The sequence below is a fragment of the Georgenia sp. Marseille-Q6866 genome (genome assembly GCF_965111665.1).
On the sequence record NZ_CBCOOR010000001.1, the window covers coordinates 1 to 23519 of the forward strand.

Below are 23519 nucleotides of genomic sequence, written 5' to 3' on the forward strand. Positions count from 1 at the left end.
GGCGGGACGCCCACCTCGTCGCAGCGCACCGTCATCGTCAGCTCGGCGCCCTCCCCGGCGACGATCGGCTCCTGGAAGTGGTAGTCGACGCTGCGGAAGTTCTCCAGCGCGAGGTCGAGGAGCGTGCGCCCGTCCAGGGTCAGCTCGATCCGCCCGAAGTCGCCCTGCGGGTTGCTCAGCACGAAGTCGGTGAGCCGGACCGTGCCCTCGTCGGGGACGACGAAGGGCTCCGGCGAGAGGGTCGTCCCCGGTGCGGTGTCGACCTGGAACCGGTCGGCGACCGGCACGACGAGGTCCTCCAGGGTGGCCGAGCCCACGAGCTCGTTCGCCTCGACGGCGGCGGTGCCGGCCTCGCCCGCCGAGCTCTGCGCGGCCTGCGCGGCGTTGGACGCCTGCGCGGCCTCCTCACCGGCCTGCTGCGCCGCGACGGCGGCCTCCTGGGCGGCCTCGTTCGCCTGGGCGACCTCCTCCTCGACGGCCCGCTGCGCCGTCGACTCGATCGTGGGGCGCAGGACGAGGAACCACAGCGCGGCAAGGAGGAGCAGCAGGGCCAGGAGGGCGAGCAGCGCCTTGAAGAACCAGGGCGGCAGGACCGCCTCCTGCAGGTGCGTGCCCTCGAGCGTGACCGGTGTCGTCTCCTCGGTGTGGACGGTGAGGGTGAAGGGATGCGTGACGGAGGCCCCGCGCCAGATGCGGCTGCGCGGGACCACCCGGAGATCGGCGAAGGCCGCCTCACCCGGGGGCACCGTGAGCGCCGGGGGCCGGGCCTCGACCTTGAGCGCGTCCTGGTCGGGGGCGTCGAGGCGGACGGTGACCGGGACGTTGCCGCGGTTGTCGACCGCCACGTGGTGGGTGGCCCCGCGCCGGCCCCTGGAGGTGCGGGGGACGAGCTCGGCGGTGGTCTCGAGGAAGGGCAGGACCTCGACCATGCCCTCGGGCACGACCGTCTGCTCGGGGTGCTCGGTCGGCACCACCCGCACGCCGAAGCTCAGCTGGCCGGCGGGGACGGACGCCGACCGCGGCGGTGCGAAGGAGATGGTCGCCGTCGTCTCCGCGCCGGGGAACAGCCCGGTGATCTCGGCGGGTTCGACGGAGGTCCACGCCCCCGGCACGCCGAGCACCTCGATCCGGTAGCCCTCGACGATCTCGCCGTCGTTGCGGATCTGGAGGGGCACCTGCTCCACCGTGCCCGCCGTCAGCTGGACGGAGGGGCGCTCCAGGCGCGCAGTCGTGGTCATGGTCAGACGGTAGGACTGCGGTGACGCGCGTCGGAGGGCGAAACGGCGGCTCGCGGGGCAGCGGTTCTGCCCGTTGAGTCCGCGTTGAGTGCACGAAGAGTCCTCAGGCGGAGAGTGTTCCGCACGCGGCGGTGCTGCCGTGCTGGGGTGGAGGAGGACACGATGATGGAACGAGTGCCGGTCTGGGTCAGCGCCCGCGACCCGATCTCCGAGGCGGGGGTGGTGAGCCAGCTGCGGCCGCGTCCGGAGGTGCGGATCGTGGGGCGCGACGAGGACGACGACGCGCTCGTCGCCGTCGTCATCAGCGACAACCTCGACGGCGACACGCTGCGGATGCTGCGCGCCGTGCAGCGCAAGGGCTTCACCCGCACCGTGCTCGTCGTCGGGCAGCTCGAGGACAATGACCTCGTCACGGCGATCGAGGCGGGCGTGGTCGGGCTGGTGCGGCGCAGCGAGGCGACGTCGGACCGGCTCGTCGCGGTCATCCGTGCCGCCGCGACCGGCGACGGCACCGTCCCGCCCGACCTGCTGGGCCGGCTCATGGACCAGGTGGGCAAGCTGCAGCGGCAGGTCCTCGAGCCCCGAGGGCTCTCCTTCACCGGCCTGGCGGCCCGTGAGATCGAGGTGCTGCGCCTCATCGCGGACGGTTACGACACGGGGGAGGTCGCCCGACAGCTCTCCTACTCCGAGCGCACCGTGAAGAACGTGCTGCACGACGTGACGAGCCGGCTGCAGCTGCGCAACCGCTCCCACGCCGTCGCCTACGCCCTGCGGGAGGGTCTCATCTGAGCGTGCCGCAGCCGCGGCGTCGAATGTCAGACCCCCCTGAGACGATGTGACCAGCAGCACATCGAGGGTGTGAGGGGGTGGGGACCGTGACCGAGGAGATGGTCGACGGCGCGGGTCCCGCCTCCGGGCGCGGGCCGGCCACCGGGGTGGTGGCGGTCGATGCGGTGGGTGAGCTGGACACGATCCTGGCGTGCCTGACGCGGCTGGAGTCGATGAGCTGGCACGAGGTCGACGGTCACCGCCTGCAGGAAGCGCTGGGGCTGGTGGAGCAGATCGAGCGGCGGCTGGGCGGGGTCCGTTCGGCGCAGCTGGCGACCATCGAGGCAAACGGGTTGTGGGCGCTGGACGGTCAGCGGACCTTCGCCGCGTGGCTGCGCACCCAGACCGATGCCACTGTTCAGAGCGCGTCGCGGCAGGTGCGTCACGCCCGCGCGCTGCGTGACCTGCTGCCCCTGTCGCGGGCGGCGCTGGCGCAGGGGCGGATCAGCGAGGAGCACGTCGGTGTCCTGGTGCGCGGGGCGATCACGACGAACCGGCTGCGGATCCAGCTGTCCGACGACCAGGCCGGTGAGGCCTTCCTGGTCGACCAGGCCCAGGCGATGGACGCCGGGTCCTTCGCCAAGCTCGTGAGCCACTGGGCGATCGCCGCCGACCCCGAGGCCGCCGACCGTGCCTGGCGGGAGGACGGCGCCAAGGAGCAGCTCACGCTCTCGCGGACCATGGACGGGTACCACCTCAACGGGTGGCTCGACGAGCTGTCCGGCCAGACCGTCGACACCGTGCTACGTGCCCACATGGGCCGTAAGGCCAAGGGCGATGAGCGCACCCCGGCCCAGCGGCGGGCCGCGGCACTGACGTCGCTGGCCCGGCAGTCACTGGATGCCGGTGAGCAGGGCAAGGGCGCCCGCATCCGGCCCCACGTGACCGTCACCGCTGACATCGAGACCCTGCGCGCCCTGGCTGGGGCCACGGGATCCCCGAAGCCGCCGGTCACCGCGAGCGGGCGGGAGCACGAGCCTGGCGGCGAGCTCGGCTTCTGGGAAGAGGCACTGTTCACCGCACCAGGCGGCCCCCGCGACCCCAGCCGGCCCGACGGTGACCCCTTCCAGCTGTCGCCGGAGGCGCAGGCCTGGATGGACGCCTGGCAGCCGGGTGACACCCACGTCATCTCCACCGCCATCGACCCCCGCGCGATGACCGGCATCAAGCCGGCGACCCTGGAGGACGGCACACCGGTCCCGCCGGCCATGCTCGCTCGGCTGGTGTGCGAGTCCTCGCTCTCGCGGGTGGTGTTCGGACCGGACTCTACGGTCCTGGACGTCGGGCGTGAGCAGCGGATCTTCCCGGCCCACATGGTCCGGGCGATCGTCGCCCGGGACAAGAAGTGCCAGTACCCCGACTGCGACCAGCCACCCGGGGCCGGGGAGATCCACCACTCCATCCAGTGGTACCGCGACGGCGGAGCGACCTGCGTGGAACACGGCATCCTGCTGTGCTGGCACCACCACGACTGGGTCCACGCCTACGGCATCACCATCGTCCGCGCCGCCGGCCGCTGGTACTTCTACACCCGCCACGGCCAGCTCATCACCGCCAAGCACGAACAGACCTAGAAACCCCAGGGGACAGGTCTGCCCACCGCCAGAGTCGGGGCGGTGCCCCTTCGTGCGGCGGGGACTGCCCGAAGTGCTGTCCGCGGCCCGCTGACCGCGCTGGCGGCCGCTGACACCGTGGACGCGTGGAGGCTCTGAGGTGAGACGCGCAGTGGTGGCCTCGGCCGCCGGGCTCGGGGTGGTGGGGAGCCTGCTCGCGCCCGCCGCTCTGCCCCTCGCCTCCCCAGCGTCCGGCGTCGCCACCCGGCTCTTCCCACCAACCGCGGAACAGCCGCGGCTCGTGTTCGCCGGTGAGACGAGCGCTGCCTCGGCCGACTCGGCCGCTGACGTGTGGGACGTGCCCGCGGCGGGCGGTGCGCCGCGCCGACTGGTCGACACCTCCACCGCCGATGACGGCCCTCTTGGCGACACCCACCCCTCCTACTCACCTGACGGCACCCGCGTCGTCCTCACCGCGGCGGCCGGGGACGAGCCCGAGGCAGGCAGCCGTCTCCACGTCGCCGACCTCACCTCCGGTGACCCGGCAGCCGACCCCTTCGCCGAGGCGGAGCCGCTCGACACGGGATGGGAGCCGGGGATCGCCGAGAGCGAGCCGGACTGGTCCCCGGAGGGGGACCGGATCGTCTTCACGCGAACGGACCTGGAGGACGGGGGCCCGGGGCTACGCGTCCTCGACCTGGAGACCGGCACCGTGACCGACCCGCTCGAGGCGGTGGGCGCCGGTGACGTCGTGGCGGTGTCACCGGCGTGGTCACCCGACGCTGCCGGCATCCTCTTCGTCGCTCCGCTCGAGGGGGACGTCGGTGAGCTCTGGCTCCTCGGCGAGGAGGTGGGGGCGCTGCGCCCCCTGGTGGAGGAGACCGAGGACGGGCTGGAGCCGCTCGTCGGGCAAGGGCCGGCGTGGTCGCCCGACGGCACGCAGGTCACCTACGTCGACGCCGGGAGCGGCGCACTCGTCACCGCCGTCCTCGAGGAGCCCACCGGCACGCCGGACGCCCCCGTCGTGGTCGCACCGGTCCCGCTCTACGAGCCGCCGGACGGTGCCGGAGCGCTCGCGAACCTCCGCGACCCCTCCTGGTCACCGGACGGCACCGAGGTGACCGTGGCAGCCTTCGAGGAGCCGACCGGCAAGGACCCGGCCGGACTCGGCCTGTTCGCGATCCCCGTTGCCGGCGGTGGCTACCGCACCGTGGTCGGGCCAGGCGCCTGGATCGACCTCACGGGCCCGGACCACCAGCCCTGGAGCAACCTCGCGGTGACCCTCGAGTCCTCCCGGACGACCGGCATCGGGCTGGGAGAGCTCGTCGAGCTGACCACCACCGTCACCAACCCCGGGCCGTCGACCGCCTGGGGCGTCAGCGTGGAGTACGAGCTCCCCGGCGGCCCGGAGAGCATGGAGACCGCGGTCGGCTGGCCACCGGGGTGCAGCGGCGACGGCGGGTACCTCACCTGCACCCTCGACGAGCCGCTGGCCGCGGGGGAGACGGTCGAGCTCGCGGTCACCGTCGCCGTCCCGGAGCCGGGCGGCTACCGCACCGACGTCCGTGTCGACGCCCTCACGCCCGACCCCGCCACCACGGACAACGTCGCCACGGTGGCGCTCGACGCGCCCTTCCCGCCGGCCATCGGCACCGAGCCGCGCCTCGCCTTCTCCTACCGGCACAGCACGGCGGACGACCGCCGGGCCGACGTCGCCGACGTCCTCGCCGCCGATGCCTCGGACTTCCGCATCCTCGTCGACGAGGTGGTCGACGACGGCGAGACCGTGGCGCGCCCTGTCGAGGAGGACCCCTCCTACTCCCCCGACGGGCGCCGACTCGTCCTCAGCAGCGAGCGCCACGAGCTGGACGACGGTGAGCTGCCGGACGAGCCGACACTCTTCGTCGCGGACGTCGGACCGGCGGGCGCGCGCAACGTCGAGGTGCTGGCACCGACCGACGAGGCCGGTGTCTCCGCCACCCGGCCGTCGTGGTCGCCCGACCGTACCCGCATCGCCTACCTGCGCCGCGAGGGCGACGGGACGACCACGCTCGCCGTCCTCCATCTCGAGTCCGGCACAGTCCAGGACTGGGAGGTGCCCGCCACCGACGTCTCGTGGTCCCCGGACAGCACGCGCCTGATCGTCACCAGTCCCGCCCTCGACGAGTTCCGACCTCAGCGGCTCACCGTCGTCCACGCCGACGACGGCGCGGCCTACGACGTCATGGTGGAGCAGCCCGGGTGCACGGGAGGGCCGGAGAGCTGTTTCGCGCCCGTCGCCAGCGGCGACTCGGCGTGGGCGCCCGACGGTGCCCGCATCGCCTACACGGCACCCGTAGGGGAAGCTGTCGACGGCCTGTCCACCGTCACGATCGGTGGAGACCTCACCGCGATGGGGGAGGAGCAGGTCTACGTCGTCCCACCGCCCCAGCTCATCTCGCAGCCGGACCCCGAGGACTACCCCCTGCTCCGCGAGCCGACGTGGGCGCTGGACGGGAGCTCGGTCACCGTCGTCGGCGAGGGGTTGAGCGGCCTGGGTCAGCTCCTGTCGGTGCCTGCCGGCGGAGGGTCCTTGACCCTCCTGCGCGAGCTCCCCGGCGTCGCCCCGGACGCTGGCGACCCGGTCTACCAGCCGTGGGCGGACGTCGGTGTCGAGCTGGCCGTGACGTCGCCGGTCGACACGGGACAGCCCGCCACCGTGACGGCGACCGTGACCAACCTCGGACCCTCGCCCGCGTGGGACGTGGAGGTCGTCGTCGAGCTGCCCGCTGTGGCCACAGGTGAGGCCGCGCTGGAGGGGTGGCCGGCGCAGTGCACGCCGGACGCCACAGGACTCACGTGCGTCGTCCCGGGCACGCTGCCGGCCGGGGAGACAGTGACGCTGCCGGTGGAGCTGCGGGCCTTGGCCCCGGGCGGCCACCCGGTCCGCGCCGCGGCGTCGACCGCGTCGGTCGACCCCGAGCCGGGCAACGACGCCGCCGTCGTCACCCTTGAGGTGGAGGCGCCGCCGCCGCCCGTGCTCGAGCCGCACCTCGCCTTCACCCGCTGGGCGGACCGGGCCGGTGGGGACGACAGCGCCGACCTCGCCGACGTCCCCGCGCAGGGCGCCGAGCACGCGCGGCTCCTCGTCCACCGGGCGGTCACGACCGACGGCGGGCAGCTGGTCCACCTCGAGGAGCGCCACCCGGCCTACTCCCCGGACGGCACCCGGCTCGCTCTCAGCGCCGCGCAGGTCGTCGACGGCGCCGTCTCCGCCGACCTGCGCCTGGCCGTGGGGGACCTCGCCGCCGAGCCGGTCCCCGCGGGAGACCCGCCCGTCACCGACCTGCGGCTGCTCGGCTACGTGACCGAGCCGGGGCAGAGCGACCTCGCACCCGTGTGGTCGCCGGACGGGACGCAGATCGCCTTCACTCGTCAGGACAGCCTGTACGGCATCAACCCACGCGTGCTCGTGCTCGACGTCGACACGGGCGCCACCCGGGAGCTCGCGCTCCCCGAGGATGTCGGTTCCGGCGCCGCCGACCCGAGCTGGGCACCGGACGGGCAGCGGCTCGTGATCGCGGTCGACGGGTACCGCACCGAGAACGAGGAGCTGTGGGTCGTCCACCTCGACGACGGCAGCTGGTACCCCGCCGGCACGCCGGCCGCGGGCTGCTCGGCTGCGCCGGTCGAGTGCGTCGAGCCGGTGGCGGCCGTGGCACCGGCGTGGTCACCCGACGGCGCGCAGGTCGCCGCCGGGGACGGCACCGTCTTCGGTGACGCCCCGGAGTACTCGGCGGTCGTCGTCCACGACATCGCGCCCGAGCCCGTCGACGGCTTCTACGCCGTCGACGCCAGCCGCGTGCTCGCGGGCCGCCCGGCCGACGCCGAGGGCGAGCAGCCACCGGGGACGCTCGAGGCGGCCTGGCACCCGGCCTGGTCGCCGGACGGCACCGAGATCGCCTTCGTCGGCCGGGTCGCCGGTGAGCAGTGGCCGGCCCTCTACGCCGTCCCGGCGGGCGGCGGCACGCCCGAGGTCCGCGTGGACGAGTGGGGCGAGGACGCCTCCGGCGGCTACGGCGACCCGGCCTACCAGCCGTGGAGCGACGTCGGGATCACCCTGCGCCCAGCGGCCGGCTCCGTCGTCGCGGGGACGCCCGCCGAGATGACGGCCGTCGTCACCAGTGCCGGCCCCTCGCCGGCGTGGGGGCTGACCGTGACCTTCACCCTGCCGCCCGGGCAGCGCGTCGTCGACGCGCCTGCCGGCTGCTCGGTCTCGGGCGCCTCCGCGACGTGCACGGAGGCGGGGCCCCTCGCGCCGGGGGCGGACCTCGAGCTCACCTTCACCGTGGTCCTGGACGAGCCGGGGGAGCACGAGGTGACCGGCACCGTCACGGGGAGCACCCTCGACCCGGTGCCCGGCAACGACACGGCGAGCACCGCCGTCGTCGTCGAGGACCGCGTCCCGGGCACGGGCGTCGAGCCGCGCCTCGCCTTCGGCTACGTCCCTGACCTCGGCAGTGAGCTGCCCTCCGACCTCGCCGACGTGTTCTGGGCGGACGGCGAGGAGTTCCGGGTCCTCGCTGACGAGCGGCCCACCGACCCGCTCGGGCAGGAGCACCGTGCCCACGAGACCCACCCGAGCTACTCCCCGGACGGGCGGCGCCTGACCTTCGCCGCCGACCGTGAGCTCGTCAGCGACGGCACCGGAGGCGAGTCGTACGTCCTCGACGGGCGCCAGCGCCTCATGGTCGGCACGACACAGGCTGGCGAGACCGGCCTCGTCGACGTGACCCCGCTCGACTACGAGCGGGACCCGGAGGCGAGCGACGAGGAGCCGGCGTGGTCGCCCGACGGCACCCGCCTCGCCTTCGTCCGGTCCTTCGGCGAGGGCAGCAGCCTCGCGCTCGTCGACCTCGCCACCGGCGACGTCCGGCTGCTCGACGCCGGGCTGCCGGGCGGCGTCACCGCCCCGACGTGGTCGCCGGACGGCGAACGGCTCGCCGTCGAGGCCGGCGGGCAGCTGTGGGTGGTCGACGTCGACGGCGAGGAGGCCAGCCCCGTCGTCGTCGTGCAGGAGGCGTGCCCCGGTCCGTCCGGGTCCTGCGACCAGTCGTTGACCGGGTGGATGCCCGCGTGGTCCCCGGACGGCACGCGGCTGGCCTTCGTCGCCTTCGAGGGCGACTTCTCCTGGGAGGCGCTGTACACCGTCGAGGTCACGGGCGAGCCGGAGGACGGCGCCTACCGCGTCGCGGAGCCGCTGCGAGTCGCGGGCCCCGGCGACCAGTCGTGGACCCCGGCAGACCCGGACTGGTCGCTGGACGGCAGCTCGATCGCCGTCGTCGGCCGTGGCGCCGGTGCCGACGGGGCCGACGCCCTCCTCTCCGTCCCGGCCACGGGCGGCGAGCCGGTGGTGCTGCGCGAGGACGTCGTCCCGGGCCTGCGCCACGGCTTCGCCGACCTCGACCACCAGCCCTGGGCCGACCTCGGCGTGGTCGCCACCGCCTCCGACACCGAGGTCGACGTGGGGGAGCAGGTGGACGTGACGGTCACCGCGACCAACCACGGCCCCTCACCGGCCTGGGGCGTGCGCCTAGACATCACCCTGCCGGGCGGCGGTGAGCACCTCGTCAGCGTCCCCACCGGCTGTGCGGCCACCGCCACGGGGCTCAGCTGCGCGGCACCGGAGGCGCTGCCCGTGAGCGCCACGTACACCGTCACCGTGCCCCTGGAGATCGCCGTCGCGGGCAGCCACGTCACCGTCGCGACCGTCACCTCCCGGATGATCGACCCGCTGGGCGAGAATGACACCGCCCAGGCCGCCGTCGAGGTCGTCGCCCCGCCGCGGGTCACGCTCGTGGCCGACGTCGCGGTGCGGGTGGAGCTGGGGCAGCCGACCGCGTGGGTGGGCGGGGACCCGGTCGCCGCACGGCTCGTCGTCACCAACGACGCGGCAGGCCCGGCCACCGGGGTGAGCCTCGCGCTCGCCCACCCCGACGCCGTCACGGCCGGTGGCCCCGACGCCTGCCTCGCCGCGGCGCCGTGCGCGCTCGGGACGCTCGCGCCGGGAGCGAGCCGCACCGTCGCCGTCACCGGGCCGGCACCCGCCGTCACCGGTTCGAGGGCGACGACGACGGCGCTCGACCTGACCCCCGCCAACGACACCGACGCCGCCGAGCTCACCGTCCTGCAGCCCGCGCTGCGGCTGCTGCCGTCCGTGGGGGAGCCGGGGGAGGCGACCCTCGCGTACGGCACCGACTTCCCGCCGGGCGCGCGGCTGACGCTGTCGTGGGCGCCGGGCCTGACGCCGTGGGTGCGGCCGGTGACCGTCGGCCCGGACGGCACGGTCCGCTCGCCGCTGCTCGTCCTGCCCGGTGACCTGCTCGGCGAGCGGGTCGCGACCGCCACCTGGGAGTCCGGTCCCGGCTTCGGCGACGTGGCCGCCCCGGCGATGCTCGTCGTCCCCGAGACCTCCGCCCCGCCCGACTTCCTCACCCGGGGGTGAACCGTGATCCGTGAGATCGACGAGGCCCTGCGCGAGCTCGTGCGCACACGCGCGCTCGACGGCTCCGACGTCGAGGTCGTCCTCGACGCCCCGACGACGGACTGGGCCGCGCGCCGCAACGCCCCCACCGTCAACCTCTACCTCTACGACCTGCGCGAGGACACCCGCTGGCGGGAGCGCGGCTGGGCTCCCCGCGCCGGTGCCGACGGGACGGTGACGGGCCGGGTGCCCGCGCCGCGGCTGTTCAAGCTCTCCTACCTCGTGACGGCGTGGACGGCACGGCCCGAGGACGAGCACCGGCTGCTCGACGCGCTGCTCGGTGCGCTGCTCGCCGTCGAGATCCTTCCTCCGGAGATGCTTGGCAGCGACCTCGAGGGCCTGCGCGTGCCGCTGACCGTCGGCCTGCCGCCGCCGGAGGACCGCGGCTTCGCCGACGTCTGGTCCTCCCTCGGCGGCCAGCTGAAGCCCTCGATCGACGTCGTCCTCACCGCCCCCTTCAGCTCCGGGGCCGACCTCCCGGTCGGCCCGCCGGTCGCCGACCCGACCGTCGTCAGCATCTCCGACATGCGCGGCCCGGCGCAGGAGCGCGCCGGCGGGCGGCGGGCTCGCCCCGAGGAGCGCAAGCCCCGGCGCCCGCCGGCCCCGCCCCTCGCACGCGCAAGCCGAGGAAGAAGCCCACGTGATCGCCCACCTCCTGGCCCGGCTCGGCGTCGTCGAGCAGCGGGTGCGTGACCTCGTCGCCGAGCGCCGCGCCACCGACCCGCAGCCCGACGACCCGTTCCGCGGGCTCTACTTCAGCGAGGAGATGGTCACCCGGCTGCTCGAGTCCGGGCCGGCCGCCCCCCGCCCGCCCACCGACGCGCGAGGCCTCGCCGCCGCCGAGGCGCTGGCGGACGCCGCCGAGGCGCGCGGCGAGCGGGTGCGGCTGCGCGAGCTCACCCGCCACTTCGGCCTCACGCCGCTGGACGAGGAGCTGCTCCTCGTCGCCCTCACCGGGGACCTCGACGTCCGCTTCGAGGCGCTCTACGGCTACCTCAACGACGACGTCACCCGGCGGCGGCCCAGCGTCGAGGTGGCCCTTGCGCTGTGCGGGGTGCCGCTCGCCGCGGCGGAGGTCCGGGCCCGCCTCCTCCACGGCCCGCTGACGACGGCGCGCCTGCTCACCGTCGAGGACGGAGAACGCGCCTTCACCGGGCGCGCGCTGCGGGTGCCCGACCGCGTCGTCGGGCACCTCCTGGGTGACGACACGCCGGACCCCGCCGTCGCGCCGCTCCTGCGCGCACTGCCGGACGTCGCGTGGGGCGACCCCGTGCCGCTCGCCCGCGCCCTGGAGGAGGGCACGCGGCTGGCCTACCTCCGTGAGCCGGCTACCGGGTCCGGGCGCGCCCTGGCCGTGCGCGCGCTGCGCGCGAGCGGGCACGGCGTCGTCCACGTCGACCTCGCGGCGCTCGCGGCCCAGCCCGAGCCGGTCGAGCTCGCCCGCCTCGTGCTGCGCGAGGCCCGGCTGCGCGGCGCCGGGCTCGTCGCCGGACCGGTCGAGACGCCCCCGGCGGGCGTGCTCGACGTCCTCACCGCGGGGGAGGCCCCCGTGCTGCTCGTCGGGGACCGCAGCTGGGACCCGGCGTGGTCGGCCGACGTCCCGCTCCTCGTCGACGTCCCCGAGAGCACCGTCGGCGAGCGCAGCGCGCTGTGGCTGACCGAGCTCGCCGCCGACGGCGTGGGTCCGGAGCAGGTGGCCGCCACCTCCCAGCTGCGCCTGCGGCCCGAGCAGGTGGTGCGGGCCGCCCACGCCGCGCGGGTGCAGGCGCGCCTGGCCGGGGAGCGCAGCGTCGGGGTGGAGCACCTGCTCGCCGGCGCGCGCGCCGAGAACGGCACGGCCCTGGAGCGGCTGGCCCGCCGGGTGCGGCCCGCGGTGGGCTGGGCCGACCTCGTGCTGCCCGAGCCCGCGCTCACCGGCCTGCAGGAGATCGCGCTGCGTGCCCGGCACCGCGAGCAGGTCCTCGGCGAGTGGCGGATGCGCCCCGGTGGCGCTCGCGGGCGCGGCGTCGTCGCCCTCTTCGCGGGGGACTCCGGCACGGGCAAGACGATGTCGGCGGAGGTCGTCGCCCAGGACCTGGGACTGGACCTGTACGTCGTCGACCTGGCCACCGTCGTCGACAAGTACGTGGGGGAGACGGAGAAGAACCTCGAGCGGATCTTCGCCGCCGCGCAGGGCGTCAACGCCGTCCTCCTCTTCGACGAGGCCGACGCCGTCTTCGGCAAGCGCTCGGAGGTCAAGGACGCGCACGACCGCTACGCCAACATCGAGAGCGCTTACCTCCTCCAGCGCCTGGAGAGCTTCGACGGCCTCGCCGTCCTCGCCACCAACCTGCGCGCCAACATCGACGACGCCTTCACCCGCCGGCTCGACGTCGTCGTCGACTTCCCCGTGCCCGACGTCGCCCAGCGGCAGCGGCTGTGGGACCGGTGCCTGGGCGCTGCGCTGCCCCGGGCGGCGGACCTGGACCTGGGCTTCTGCGCCGCCGCCTTCGAGCTGGCCGGGGGCGCGATCCGGTCCGCCGCCGTCACCGCGGCGTACTTCGCGGCCGACGACGGCGGCACGGTGACGATGGCCCACGTCGTCACCGCCGTGCAGCGCGAGTACCGCAAGCTCGGGCGACTCACCGTGCCCAGCGAGTTCGGCGGGTACTGGTCCCTCGTGCGGTGAGCGGGCGCCCGTTCGGGCACGTGCCCCTTCCCCTTGGGACGGACCGCGGACACCTTCACCGGCTCGGCGCCCGCTGGGACCGTGGATGCAGCCGAACCGAGGGGTGACGATGCGCGAGCACGACCAGCGGGACCCGGCCGGGGAACCATCGACGCGGACCTCCCGGCCGGCTGCACCGGAGCCCCACCTGCTGCGCGCCGCGGCCGCCCACCGCCCGGATGTCCTCGGGGCTGAGGGCCTGCTCGGGCTGCAGCGGCTGGTGGGGAACGAGGCCACCGGGGAGGTGCTCCAGGAGCGGTCCCCGGTCCTCGACGTCGTCGGCTCCGGCGGCGGGCAGGCGCTGGAGCCCGACGTGCGGACGGACATGGAGGCCCGCCTGGGCGCCGACTTCACCGACGTGCGCGTCCACAGCGGGGGCGCCGCGAGCGACTCGGCCCGCGCCGTCGGCGCCCACGCCTACACGGTGGGTTCCGACGTCGTCTTCCAGCGCTACGACCCGTCCTCGACGGCGGGACGCACCATGCTCGCCCACGAGCTCACCCATGTGGTGCAGCAGCGGACCGGACCTGTCGACGGAAGCGACACCGGCACGGGCGTGCGGGTGTCCGACCCGGGTGACCGTTTCGAGCGCGAGGCGGCGTCCACGGCCGAGGCCGTCATGTCGGGACCGGCGCCAGCGCCGGTCCAGCGGCAGGAGGACGAGGAGGAGCTCCAGGGCGCCTTCGTCGAGCGGCAGGAGGACGAGGAGGAGCTCCAGGGCGCCTTCGTCCAGCGGCAGGACGACGAGGAGGAGCTCCAGGGCGCGTTCGTCCAGCGTGACGAGGTCGAGGAGGAGGTGCCGGGCGCCGCCCCGGGCTGACCCGGCCCTCCGGGCGTGCCCCTTCGTGCAGCCCGGCCTACCCGCGACGGCGGCCCGGCGGACTACGGGCGACCGGCGCACCACCCGCACTGTTTCACCCACACGCTCGCCGGTACCCGGAGGAACGATCATGCCGACCTATCTGTCACCAGGTGTGTACGTCGAGGAGGTCGAGGCTGGGTCTCGACCGATCGAGGGCGTAGGCACCGCCGTCGCGGCCTTTGTCGGGCTCGCGTCGAAGGGGCCCGTCAACGAGCCCACCCTCGTGTCCAACTGGACCCAGTTCGCCGAGACCTTCGGCGACTTCGTCCCCACCTCCTACCTCGCCCACAGCGTCTACGGCTACTTCCTCAACGGCGGCGGCAACTGCTACGTCGTGCGGGTCGGTGCCGGCAGCGGCAACGGGCAGTCGGGCAACGGCCGCAAGCAGGTCGGCGGACGGCCCGAGGCACTCCTCGGCGGCTACCGGGTGGTGGCGAAGTCGGCCGGCGCGAGACGGCTCACCGTCTCGGTCGCCGCACCGGAGGACGAGAAGGCGCCCGAGGACCGTTTCCGTCTGGTCATCAACGTCGACGGCAAGCCGGCCGAGACCTTCGACGGCCTCACGACGAAGAAGGGCGGGGACAACCTCGCGACGAAGGTGAGCGCCGAGTCCAAGCTCGTGCTCGTCGAGGAGGTCGCGCAGGGCAGCGCGCTCATGCGGCCCGACAAGGGCGAGACCGAGCTTGTCGCCCCCGCCCCGGATCCCGCGCCGGTCACGACCGAGCGGCTGGGCGCCGACGACTACGTCGGGGACGCCGCCGAGCGCACCGGCTTCGCCGGCCTCGAGGCGATCGACGAGGTGACGATGCTCGCCGTCCCCGACCTCATGGCCGCCTACGAGCAGGGCGCGATCGACCTTGAGACCGTCCAGGCCGTCCAGCTCGCGATGATCGCCCACTGCGAGCTCATGGGGGACCGCCTGGCGATCCTCGACCCGCCGCCGAACCTCTCCCCGCAGCAGATCAAGGACTGGCGGGTGGACGGTGCCGGCTACGACTCGAAGTACGCCGCCCTGTACTGGCCCTACATCAAGGTCTTCGACCCGTCGACGGGCAGCAACAGGTTCGTCCCGCCGTCGGGGCACGTCGCGGGCGTGTGGGCGCGCAACGACGACTCCCGGGGCGTCCACAAGGCTCCCGCCAACGAGGTGATCCGCGGGGCGATCGCCCTGCAGACCAACCTCACCAAGGCCGAGCACGACCTCCTCAACCCGGTGGGGATCAACTGCGTGCGCAGCTTCCCCGGGCGCGGCATCCGGATCTGGGGCGCCCGCACCCTGTCGAGCGACCCCGCGTGGCGCTACCTCAACGTGCGGCGGCTGTTCAACTACCTCGAGGAGTCCATCCTCATGGGCACCCAGTGGGTGGTCTTCGAGCCGAACGACGACGCGCTGTGGTCGCGCATCGAGCGCACCATCGCCGCCTTCCTCGTCAACGAATGGCGCAAGGGAGCCCTGTTCGGGCTCACGCCGGACGAGGCGTTCTACGTCAAGTGCGACCGCGAGACGAACCCCGCCGAGGCGATCGACGCCGGCCAGGTCACCTGCCAGATCGGGGTGGCCCCGGTGAAGCCCGCCGAGTTCGTCATCTTCCAGCTCTCGCAGTTCTCCGGCGGCACGAGCCTCGTCTCCGAGTGATCCAGAAACCGACTGAGAAGGAAGTGAAGACGCCATGCCTCTCCCAGATGCCATGGACCTCGCCCCGGCGTACTCGTTCAGTGTGACGATCGACGGGGTGCAGGTGCCCTACGTGATGGAGGTCAGCGGCCTGAAGGCGGAGGTCGACAAGATCGCTTACCAGCACCAGGACTCGAGCGGGAAGTTCATCACCCGCCAGATGATGGGCCGGCAGAAGCCGGGGGAGTTCAAGGTCAAGCGCGGCCTCACCGACTCCAAGACCATCACCAGCTGGCTCGCCCAGATCATGAAGGGCGACCTGGCCGGCTCCCGCAAGACGGCGGCGGTGAAGATCATGTCCTCCGACGGCGCGATCGTCAGCACGCTCAACTACCGCAACTGCTGGATCAAGGACGTCGAGGTGGGCGGCACCCTCAAGGCCGGGTCCACCGAGCCCATGACCGAGACGTTCACGATCTGCTGGGACGAGATGGAGTTCGCCTGATGCGACGAGGAACCCCCGGCCTCGTCCTGCCCGAGGCGGCCGTCGAGGAGACGGCCGCCCCGGGTGGGCGCGAGACGCTGCGGACCGAGTTCGACTTCGAGCTGCCCCGCGGCTACCTCGACGCCGACGGCGTGCTCCACAGGTCCGGCACCATGCGCCTGGCCACGGCACGCGACGAGCTGCTGCCCCTGTACGACGCGCGGGTGCAGGAGAACGCCGCCTACACCACCGTCGTCCTCCTCGGGCGGGTCATCACCCGGCTCGGCACGCTCACCACGGTGGACGCGACGGTCGTGGAGAACATGTTCGCCTCGGACGTCGCCTTCCTCCAGGACCTCTACCGCCGGGTGAACGCCGAGGGGCACACCCGCGCCGCGGTCACCTGCCCCGAGTGCTCCCACCGCTTCACCCTCGACCTATCCGGTGGCCGCCTGGGGGAATCGTGACGTACGCGCCCGACAGCATCTACGAGGAGGTCGCGTACGTCGCCTACCACTTCCACTGGCCGCTCGACGACATCCTCGACCTCGAGCACGCCCAGCGGCTGCGGTACGTCCGGGAGATCGCGCAGATCAACACGCGCCTGTCCGAGGAGCGGTGAGCGATGCGATGGCCCTGGGAGCGGCGGGCGACGGAGCCCGCCGGCGGTGAACCGGCGGCCCCGCCGCGCAGCGCCCCCGTGCGGCCGGCCCCGAGCCCGAGCGGCTGGGCCTTCCACGCGCCCCTGCAACGGACCATCGCGCCCATGACCTCCGTCCACGAGGGCACGGCGGCGGGCTGGACGGCGACAAGCCACGACATCGGGTTCACCGGGCGCATGTCGCACCTGGTCAGTGCGGCGTCGTGGTCCGGGGTGGTCGACGGCGACGGCGGTGGGCTGGCAACCGTCGCGCGTGCCGCGTCCACGGGGCTGCCGGCCGCCGGGACGTCGACGACGACGGCGGCGGGCGGGGCCACCGGTGGCCCGTTGACCCGGGCGACGGCGGCGCCGGGCGTGCCGGTGGTGCACTTTGCGCCGTCCCCCGGACCGCTCGCGCCCCCGCCACCGGCCGACCGGACGCCGGTCCAGCGGCGGGAGGAGACCGCAGCACCCGACGCGGCCGGGCAGCCACCGGTCGCGTGGACCAACCCCGACCTGCAGCTCGACGACGGCACGGTCGTCGAGATCCCGCTCAGCCCCGGCCGGCCGCTCGACCCGCCGCCGGTGCAGCGCAGCACCGGGGGACGTCTCCGTCCGGGACCGGTGACGGCGCGGGTGGTCCAGGACCGACGGTGCAGCGGAGCGTCCCGCGCCGCCTGGGTCTCGGCGCCCCGCTCAGCACCACCCCGCCCCGCCCGTCCGGCAGCCGTCCGGGGGGGCCGAGCCGGGGAGCCCCGCCACGCCTGATATCCACGGCGGCTCATCGCACGGTCCCGCAGCCCCGATCGCGGAGGTGGGTGGGGCGTCGTTGGGCGACGGTGCCACCATCGACGCTCCGCACCCGCGGCCGGTCCAGCGTGCCGTGGACCCGCCCACCGCCGCCTCGACGACGAGCGACGACGGGGCGGCAGACCCGGACGGAACCGGCGCCCTGCCCGAAACCCCGCTCCCTCCCGCTACCCGGGCCGGGCCGGACGACGATCCGGCCGTCCACGACGTCGGGACGATCGGTGCTCCGGGGAGCGCTGCCGGACGCGCACCTTCGGACGGGGACGGCAGGAGCTCCCCGCGGTCCCCGTCGACCACCGCTGCGGCGCCAACACGCGGGGGAGCGGTGCCGTCGCCGACGGTGAGCCGGTCCGCGGAGCTCCCGGTGAACCGGGCCGCCGCTGCGGCAGCTGGCCCCCGGACCGACGGCCCTGCCGGGTCGACGCCAGCACCCGCCCAGACCGGTCCCGCGGACGCAGCGCCCCGAATCCCCGGCCGGGGCACGCCGCCCTCGCTGCCGAGCCCGACGGTCACACCCGCTGCCACCGTCGGCCGCACCACCGAGGTGCCATCGGCCCCGGGCGACACAGTCGCACCACCGGCCTCCGTCAGCCGCGCCACCGGGGCGCCGTCTCCGGGCCAGGCAGCCACGCCGCCGACCTCCGTCAGCCGCGCCACCGGGGCGCCATCGGCCCCGGGCCAGGCAGCCACACCGCTGACCTCCGTCAGCCGTGCCACCGGGGCTGGGACGCCGTCTGCTGCGGGTCGGGCAGCCGCTCTCCCGGTCTCCGTCGACCGTGCCGTGCCATCAGGTCCGAGCCAGGCAGCTGCACTGCCGGCCACCGCCAACCGTGCCTCCGGGGCGCCATCGCGTCCGAGCCAGGCCGCCGCACTGCCGCTCTCCGTCAGCCGTGCCACCGCGGCCGAGCAGTCATCGTCGGTTCCGGGCGGCGCGGCCGACGCGCCTGCCTCCGTCAGCCGGGACCCTGCTCCTGCGACAGCGCCATCGGGGTCGAGCTCCGTGACCGCGGCGACCGCGCCGCTTCTCTCCGCCAGCACACCGCCCGCGGCACCGCCCCACGGCAGCAGCACCGCCCCACCCTCGGCCCCACTCGGCGCCGCGGGGTCACAGCCGGCGGCGATGCCGGTCGCCGGCCGCGGAGTGGCGCGGCCGGACGCAGCAGCACCGCCAGCCTCCGACGCGGCGGTAACAGATCCGCTCACCGTGAGCCGGGCACCAAGCGGCGGCGAGGGCGCGAGCCGGACCAGCCCTCTCCAGCGTTCCGCGGAGGACCTGCCGACGCCCGCGAGCGAGCCGTCGCCACGGGACTTCGGCGCGGGGACCCCAGCGTCAGCTGAGCTCGCTGGCCCGCCGTCTGCAGGGGACGGAACGGCGGGGACGCTCGGCGAGGCTCCCGCGAGGACGGGTCGCGTTGACCTGCCGGTCCCCACGACGGTCGCCCAGCGTGCCGACGCGCAGCTGCCGGTCGCCTCGATGCCGGGTGGTCACGGCGCTGACTCTCATCCGCCCGTCGTCCCGCTCGCTCGGGGCGAGGACGCCGCGGACGCGTCAGCACAGCCGGCCGACACCTCCGACTCGTCCGCTGCCCCCCACGCCGGGTCGGTCCAGCGGTCCGACACCGAGACGAGCCTGGAGCCCGCCGCCGATCAACCCGCACTCGACGCACTCAACGGCGGTCCGTCCTCCGGAGCGGACACCGGCGGATCCGGGCCGATCCTGGCGGAACCCGGGGCAGCGCTGGACCTGACGCTCGAAGTGCCGGTCACAGGGATGGGGAGCGCGGACGTGTCTCCCGGAGTCGCCGGCCCTGGACTCCCGCTCGCCGCGTCTGGTGGGGCGGGGGAGGGCCTCGGCCGGGCGGCGGCGGTCGTCGCCCGCGTGGCGGCCGGTGCCGCCGCGCCGCCTCTGCCGTGGCGCGCCGTGGCTCGCCGAGCGGTCGACGGGGCGCCGGGGGAGGCCGCCGTCCCGCTCGCGGCGCAGCGCTCCACCGTCGCCGGCACGCTCGCTGAGCGACTCCAGCCCATGCCGTCAGGAGGGGCTGCGACCGCCGCCCGGCCGGTCCTTGGCGGTCCTTCGGTCGCACGGTCCCGCCCAGGTGCTGCGGCCTCGGTCGCCCGGTCTGCGACGTCCGCCGTGAGCCCGTCCGGAGGTGCAGAGCAGGTCGCTGTCTCCTCGGGTGCTCCGGCCGTGGCCCGGTCCGTCGACGTCCCGCCAGCGGGCCGGACCGCCACCAGCGCAGCCCGGACCCCCAGCGCCCTCACCGGTGACCGGTCCGCCGAGGTGCCCGTCGGTCCCGCGACCGAGGGCGCCGCCTGGTCCGGCGACGTACGGACGGGCTCCGTCGCGATGCCGTCAGTCGTCCGGGCCGGCGACCTGCTGGCCGCGTCCGCCGAGCTCCCCGCCGTGGCCCGTGCGGTCGAAGCCTCCTCCTCGGCCCGGTCTGTCGAGCTTCCTCCCGTGACCCGGTCGGTCGGCATCCCGCCCATGGCTGGGTCCGCCGAGCTGCCTCCCGTGGCCCGCTCGGTCGGCACCGTGCCCATGGCCGGGTCCGTCGAGCTTCCTGCCGTGGCCCGCGCCGTCGGTACCTCGGCCATGGCAAGGTCCCGCGACCTGCGCGCCGTCGCCCGGTCGGTCGGCGCCATGCCCATGGCCGCGTCTACTGAGCTTCCTGCCGTGGCCCGGTCGGGCGGCACGTCCGCTCTGGCGGGGTCCGTCGACCCGCCCGCCACGGCACGGCCGGTCGGCATGTCGTCCATGTCCGTCTGGGCCAGCAACCGAGCGACGGACGCGACGACCGGCCAGTCCGGCGCCCCGCTGCTCCTCGCCCGCTCCACCGTCCAGCGGGACCCGGACAGCTGGGAGGCCCCGACCGTGCAGGGGGAGTTCGTCCCCGGCCAGGTGAGCGGCCGGGGCCTGCGCCGCCGCCCCCTCGGTGAGCACCGGCGTCGTGCCCCGGCGCCGGCCGACGTCGCCGTGGAGACGCCGCCCGACGCCGTCGTGCCGGAGCAATCCGAGGACGCACCGACGGGGACGACCGACGTCGACGTCACCGACGCGGCCCCCACCGAGGCGCCGGCCGAGACAGGCCCGGCCGCGGTGCCGGACCCGGCCCAGCTCGCCGGGCTCGTCGACGCGCTGTTCCCGCCGCTGCTGCGACGCATGCGGCACGAGATCCTCCTCGACCGCGAACGTCGGGGGCTGCGGACAGATCGGAGATGGCCATGACCGTCCTGGCGGAGACCGACACCGCGGTCTCGGTGCGGTACGTCGTCACCATCGACCACGCCAACCTCGGCGCGTTCAGCAGCTGCGAGGGGCTCGGCTGCGAGTTCGTCCTCGAGACGCGCGAGGAGGGCGGGAACAACCGCTTCGTGTGGCAGCTGCCCACCCGGATCAAGTACTCGAACATCAAGCTGAGCCGGCCGCTGGGCGCCGACACGAGCAAGATCGCCTCGTGGATCGCGGGGGTGGCGAGGGGCTACAAGGAGGTGACCGGGACGATCAAGGCGATGACGGCGTCGGGCACGGTCGTCGCCGAGTGGAAGCTCAAGCGCGTCGTCCCCGTCCGGTGGACCGGCCCCTCGCTCACCGCGGACCAGGGCAAGGTCCTCACCGAGACGCTCGAGCTCGCCCACCACGGCTTCCTGGACTCCGGAAAGTAGGGCAGCGGCAATGGTCAACCCCGGGCTGGAAGCCGCGACCGCGTCGGCCGGCAGCGCCAGCAAGTTCGAGAAGGCCTACCTCCAGCTGTACGAGCCTTCGCGCGACGGCTCGCTGGCCAAGCCCGGAGCACCGCTCCAACGGGTCCAGTTCCAGTTCAACCCCAAGGAGCTGACCATCGCCAAGGCGGCGACCTGGGCCCGCGCCACCGGCACCGGGAACCAGAGCAGCGGACCGCCGCAGTACAAGGGGCCGCAGCCCTCCAAGCTCAACCTCGAGATGTTCCTCGACGCGTCGGACACCCAGGACGACTCGGTCGTGAAGGCCGTGGACCTGCTCCTCGGGTGCTGCGTGCCGACCACCAGCTCCCACGACCAGAAGCGTGACTCCCCGCCGTGGGCGGTCTTCCGCTGGGGCGGGATCACCGGCTTCCTCTCCTACATCTCCAGCGTGTCGGCGAAGTACACCCTCTTCACCAGCGGCGGGGTGCCGATCCGCGCGGTCGTCTCCGTCGTGCTCGAGGAGCTGTCCGGGGACCCGTCCGGGCAGAACCCCACGTCCGGCGGCCTGGTCCCGCGCCGCGTCCACGTCATGGCCGAGGGGGACACGCTGCCCACGCTCGCCTACGGCGAGTACGGCCGGCCGGACCTGTGGCGGGCGGTGGCGGCCGCGAACGGGATCGACGACCCCTTCCGGGTCCGTCTGGGCACGGCCATCATGCTCCCCGCGGTCGAGGAGCTCGCGCCGGTGGGCGGGGAGGTGTCCCGTGCCCTTCGGTGAGGAGCACAGCAGCCAGGTCGTCGTGTCCGTCAACGGGACGGCGCTGCCACCCGCCGCCACCGCGATGCTCGCCTCCGCCTACGTCGACGACTCCGTCCACGTGCCGAGCATGGCCGTCCTGCGCTTCAGCGACGCGCACCACGACATCCTCGGCACCATCGGGGCGAAGATCGGCGCCGCCGTGTCCGTCGCGGTGCAGCAGAGCGGCCAGGGGGCTCCGGTCCCGCTCTTCGACGGGGACGTCACCGCGCTGGAGAAGGAGATCGACGAGACCGGCGCCTTCACCACCGTGCGCGCCCTGGACGTGCGCCACCGGCTCCAGTTCGGCGCCAAGGTGGAGGCCTTCACGGAGATGTCGGTCAAGGACGTCGTCGCCAAGGTGCTCGGGGACGCCGGGCTGCAGGCCCAGGTCGGTCCGTTCACCACCAAGCACAAGCACCTGTCCCGGGACGGCGAGTCGGACTGGGAGCTCCTCTGCCGGCTCGCCCGGACGGTGGGCGCCGCGGTCTGGGTCCGGGGCCGGACCGTCCACGTCGACACCCCGACGACGGCGAGCACCGCGCCGTCGGGGACCGACCCCCGTGCCACGCCCGAGGTGCTCTCCGCGGGCCGCAACCTCCTCTCCTTCCGCGCGACCGTCACCGCGTCCACCCAGGTGCCCGAGGTCGAGGCCCGCGGCTGGGACTACACCGCCAAGCGCGACGTCGTCGCCCCGGGACGGGTCGAGACGAAGGCGGCCGTGCTTCAGTCCACCCCGGTCGCGCTCGCCAGGGACCTCAAGGCGACCAAGCACCTCCTCCCGGTGTCCGGGCTCGCCACCCTGGACGCGGCCCGCACGGCCGCGACGGTGAGCGCGGCCGCCCGTGCCGGCGGCTTCGCCGAGGTCGAGGGGCTCGTGCGCGGCAACCCGCGGCTGCGGGCGGCGACGGCGGTCAACGTCGTCGACGTCGGGCCCGAGTTCAGCGGCAAGTACGTCCTCACCACCGTCCGGCACGACTTCGCCGAGCGGGAGGGCTATGTGACCTCCTTCAGCGCGGCGGACGTCTCGGACCGGTCCGTCTACGGCGTCATCGCCGGCGGCCAGCCGCCCGCGTCCGCCGGGTGGAAAGCCACTACGGCCCTTGTCACCAACGTCAAGGACCCGGACAACCACGGGAGGGTCAAGGTGAAGTTCCCCTTCGCGGACGGCTACGAGAGCTGGTGGGCGCGGCCCGTCCAGCTCGGTGCCGGGGCGCAGCGGGGAGTGTCGTGGCTGCCCGAGGTGAACGACGAGGTCCTCGTCGCCTTCGGCGGCTCCTTCGACGAGCCCTACGTCCTCGGGGGCCTGTACAACGGCAAGGACGTGGCCGGCGCGGGCTGGGCCGCGCACGTCCACAGCGACGGCTCGGTCAAGCGGCGCGCCCTCACCTCCCGGACCGGGATGGTCGTGGAGTTCCTCGAGGACGGCCAGCAGGACGCCCTCACGGTCTCCACCAACAACGGCGCCCAGCGCCTCACCCTCACCCAGAGCGGGCAGAAGGGGGTCGTCCTCGTCTCCCAGGGGCCGCTGGAGGTCACCGCCGAGCAGGACGTCACCGTCACGGGGAAGAAGAACGTCTCCGTCACCACGAGCACGGGGGACCTGTCTCTCAAGGCGATGAATGTGACGATCGAGGCGAGCGCGAAGCTGGCACTCAAGGCCGCACAGCTGAGCGCCGACGCGCAGGCCAGCGCCGCCCTCACCGGGGCGACGGTGAAGGTCGACGCCAAGGGGACCGCCGAGCTCACCAGCACCGGCGTCACCACCGTCCGCGGCTCCCTCGTGAAGATCAACTAGCG

16 protein-coding genes are annotated in these 23519 nt (G+C 74.4%); 15 read left to right on the forward strand and 1 reads right to left on the reverse strand.

The features are described from left to right. Window positions 1-1238: COG1470 family protein (locus tag ACWPXV_RS00005; RefSeq protein ID WP_454083289.1), on the reverse strand; the 1238-nt coding region annotated here is incomplete at its 3' end. Window positions 1239-1403: 165 nt separating this feature from the next. Here ACWPXV_RS00005 and ACWPXV_RS00010 point away from each other — a divergent pair. The 15 genes from ACWPXV_RS00010 (at window position 1404) to ACWPXV_RS00080 (ending at window position 23517) form a co-directional block, all read left to right on the forward strand. Further along, on the forward strand, window positions 1404-2027 hold the full coding sequence (locus ACWPXV_RS00010) for a LuxR C-terminal-related transcriptional regulator (RefSeq protein ID WP_454083625.1): 624 nt from the start codon (window positions 1404-1406) through the stop codon (window positions 2025-2027). An 86-nt stretch (window positions 2028-2113) separates the two neighbouring features. Next, a complete protein-coding gene (locus ACWPXV_RS00015) occupies window positions 2114-3640 on the forward strand; it encodes a DUF222 domain-containing protein (protein ID WP_454083290.1) in 1527 nt (508 codons plus the stop codon). 139 nt (window positions 3641-3779) lie between these two features. Beyond that, on the forward strand, window positions 3780-10103 hold the full coding sequence (locus tag ACWPXV_RS00020) for a hypothetical protein (protein ID WP_454083291.1): 6324 nt from the start codon (window positions 3780-3782) through the stop codon (window positions 10101-10103). A 3-nt stretch (window positions 10104-10106) separates the two neighbouring features. Beyond that, entirely contained in the window at window positions 10107-10835 is a 729-nt protein-coding gene (locus tag ACWPXV_RS00025) for a DUF4255 domain-containing protein (protein WP_454083292.1), read from the forward strand. Beyond that, entirely contained in the window at window positions 10783-12810 is a 2028-nt protein-coding gene (locus tag ACWPXV_RS00030; RefSeq protein WP_454083293.1) for an ATP-binding protein, read from the forward strand. The genes ACWPXV_RS00025 and ACWPXV_RS00030 overlap by 53 nt, the downstream gene beginning before the upstream one ends. 109 nt (window positions 12811-12919) lie before the next feature. Continuing rightward, window positions 12920-13669, forward strand: a complete 750-nt coding sequence (locus ACWPXV_RS00035) for an eCIS core domain-containing protein (protein WP_454083294.1) — start codon at window positions 12920-12922, stop codon at window positions 13667-13669. Window positions 13670-13799: 130 nt separating this feature from the next. Beyond that, window positions 13800-15347 carry a phage tail sheath family protein gene (locus ACWPXV_RS00040; RefSeq protein ID WP_454083295.1) on the forward strand — a complete coding sequence of 516 codons (1548 nt, stop codon included), beginning with the start codon at window positions 13800-13802 and terminating at the stop codon, window positions 15345-15347. 34 nt (window positions 15348-15381) lie between these two features. Then, on the forward strand, window positions 15382-15831 hold the full coding sequence (locus tag ACWPXV_RS00045; RefSeq protein WP_251304826.1) for a phage tail protein: 450 nt from the start codon (window positions 15382-15384) through the stop codon (window positions 15829-15831). Next, entirely contained in the window at window positions 15831-16277 is a 447-nt protein-coding gene (locus tag ACWPXV_RS00050; RefSeq protein WP_454083296.1) for a hypothetical protein, read from the forward strand. Before ACWPXV_RS00045 ends, ACWPXV_RS00050 begins: the two co-directional genes overlap by 1 nt. After that, on the forward strand, window positions 16274-16432 hold the full coding sequence (locus tag ACWPXV_RS00055) for a DUF6760 family protein (RefSeq protein ID WP_181424619.1): 159 nt from the start codon (window positions 16274-16276) through the stop codon (window positions 16430-16432). The genes ACWPXV_RS00050 and ACWPXV_RS00055 overlap by 4 nt, the downstream gene beginning before the upstream one ends. 144 nt (window positions 16433-16576) lie before the next feature. Further along, window positions 16577-17218, forward strand: coding sequence for a hypothetical protein (locus tag ACWPXV_RS00060; protein WP_454083297.1), 642 nt, complete (start codon window positions 16577-16579; stop codon window positions 17216-17218). A 2230-nt stretch (window positions 17219-19448) separates the two neighbouring features. Then, a complete protein-coding gene (locus ACWPXV_RS00065; protein ID WP_454083298.1) occupies window positions 19449-20486 on the forward strand; it encodes a hypothetical protein in 1038 nt (345 codons plus the stop codon). Then, on the forward strand, window positions 20483-20923 hold the full coding sequence (locus ACWPXV_RS00070) for a phage tail protein (protein WP_251304823.1): 441 nt from the start codon (window positions 20483-20485) through the stop codon (window positions 20921-20923). Before ACWPXV_RS00065 ends, ACWPXV_RS00070 begins: the two co-directional genes overlap by 4 nt. A 10-nt stretch (window positions 20924-20933) precedes the next feature. Continuing rightward, window positions 20934-21701 carry a CIS tube protein gene (locus ACWPXV_RS00075; protein ID WP_454083299.1) on the forward strand — a complete coding sequence of 256 codons (768 nt, stop codon included), beginning with the start codon at window positions 20934-20936 and terminating at the stop codon, window positions 21699-21701. Next, window positions 21688-23517, forward strand: a complete 1830-nt coding sequence (locus ACWPXV_RS00080; RefSeq protein ID WP_454083300.1) for a VgrG-related protein — start codon at window positions 21688-21690, stop codon at window positions 23515-23517. Before ACWPXV_RS00075 ends, ACWPXV_RS00080 begins: the two co-directional genes overlap by 14 nt. Window positions 23518-23519 lie beyond the last annotated feature (2 nt).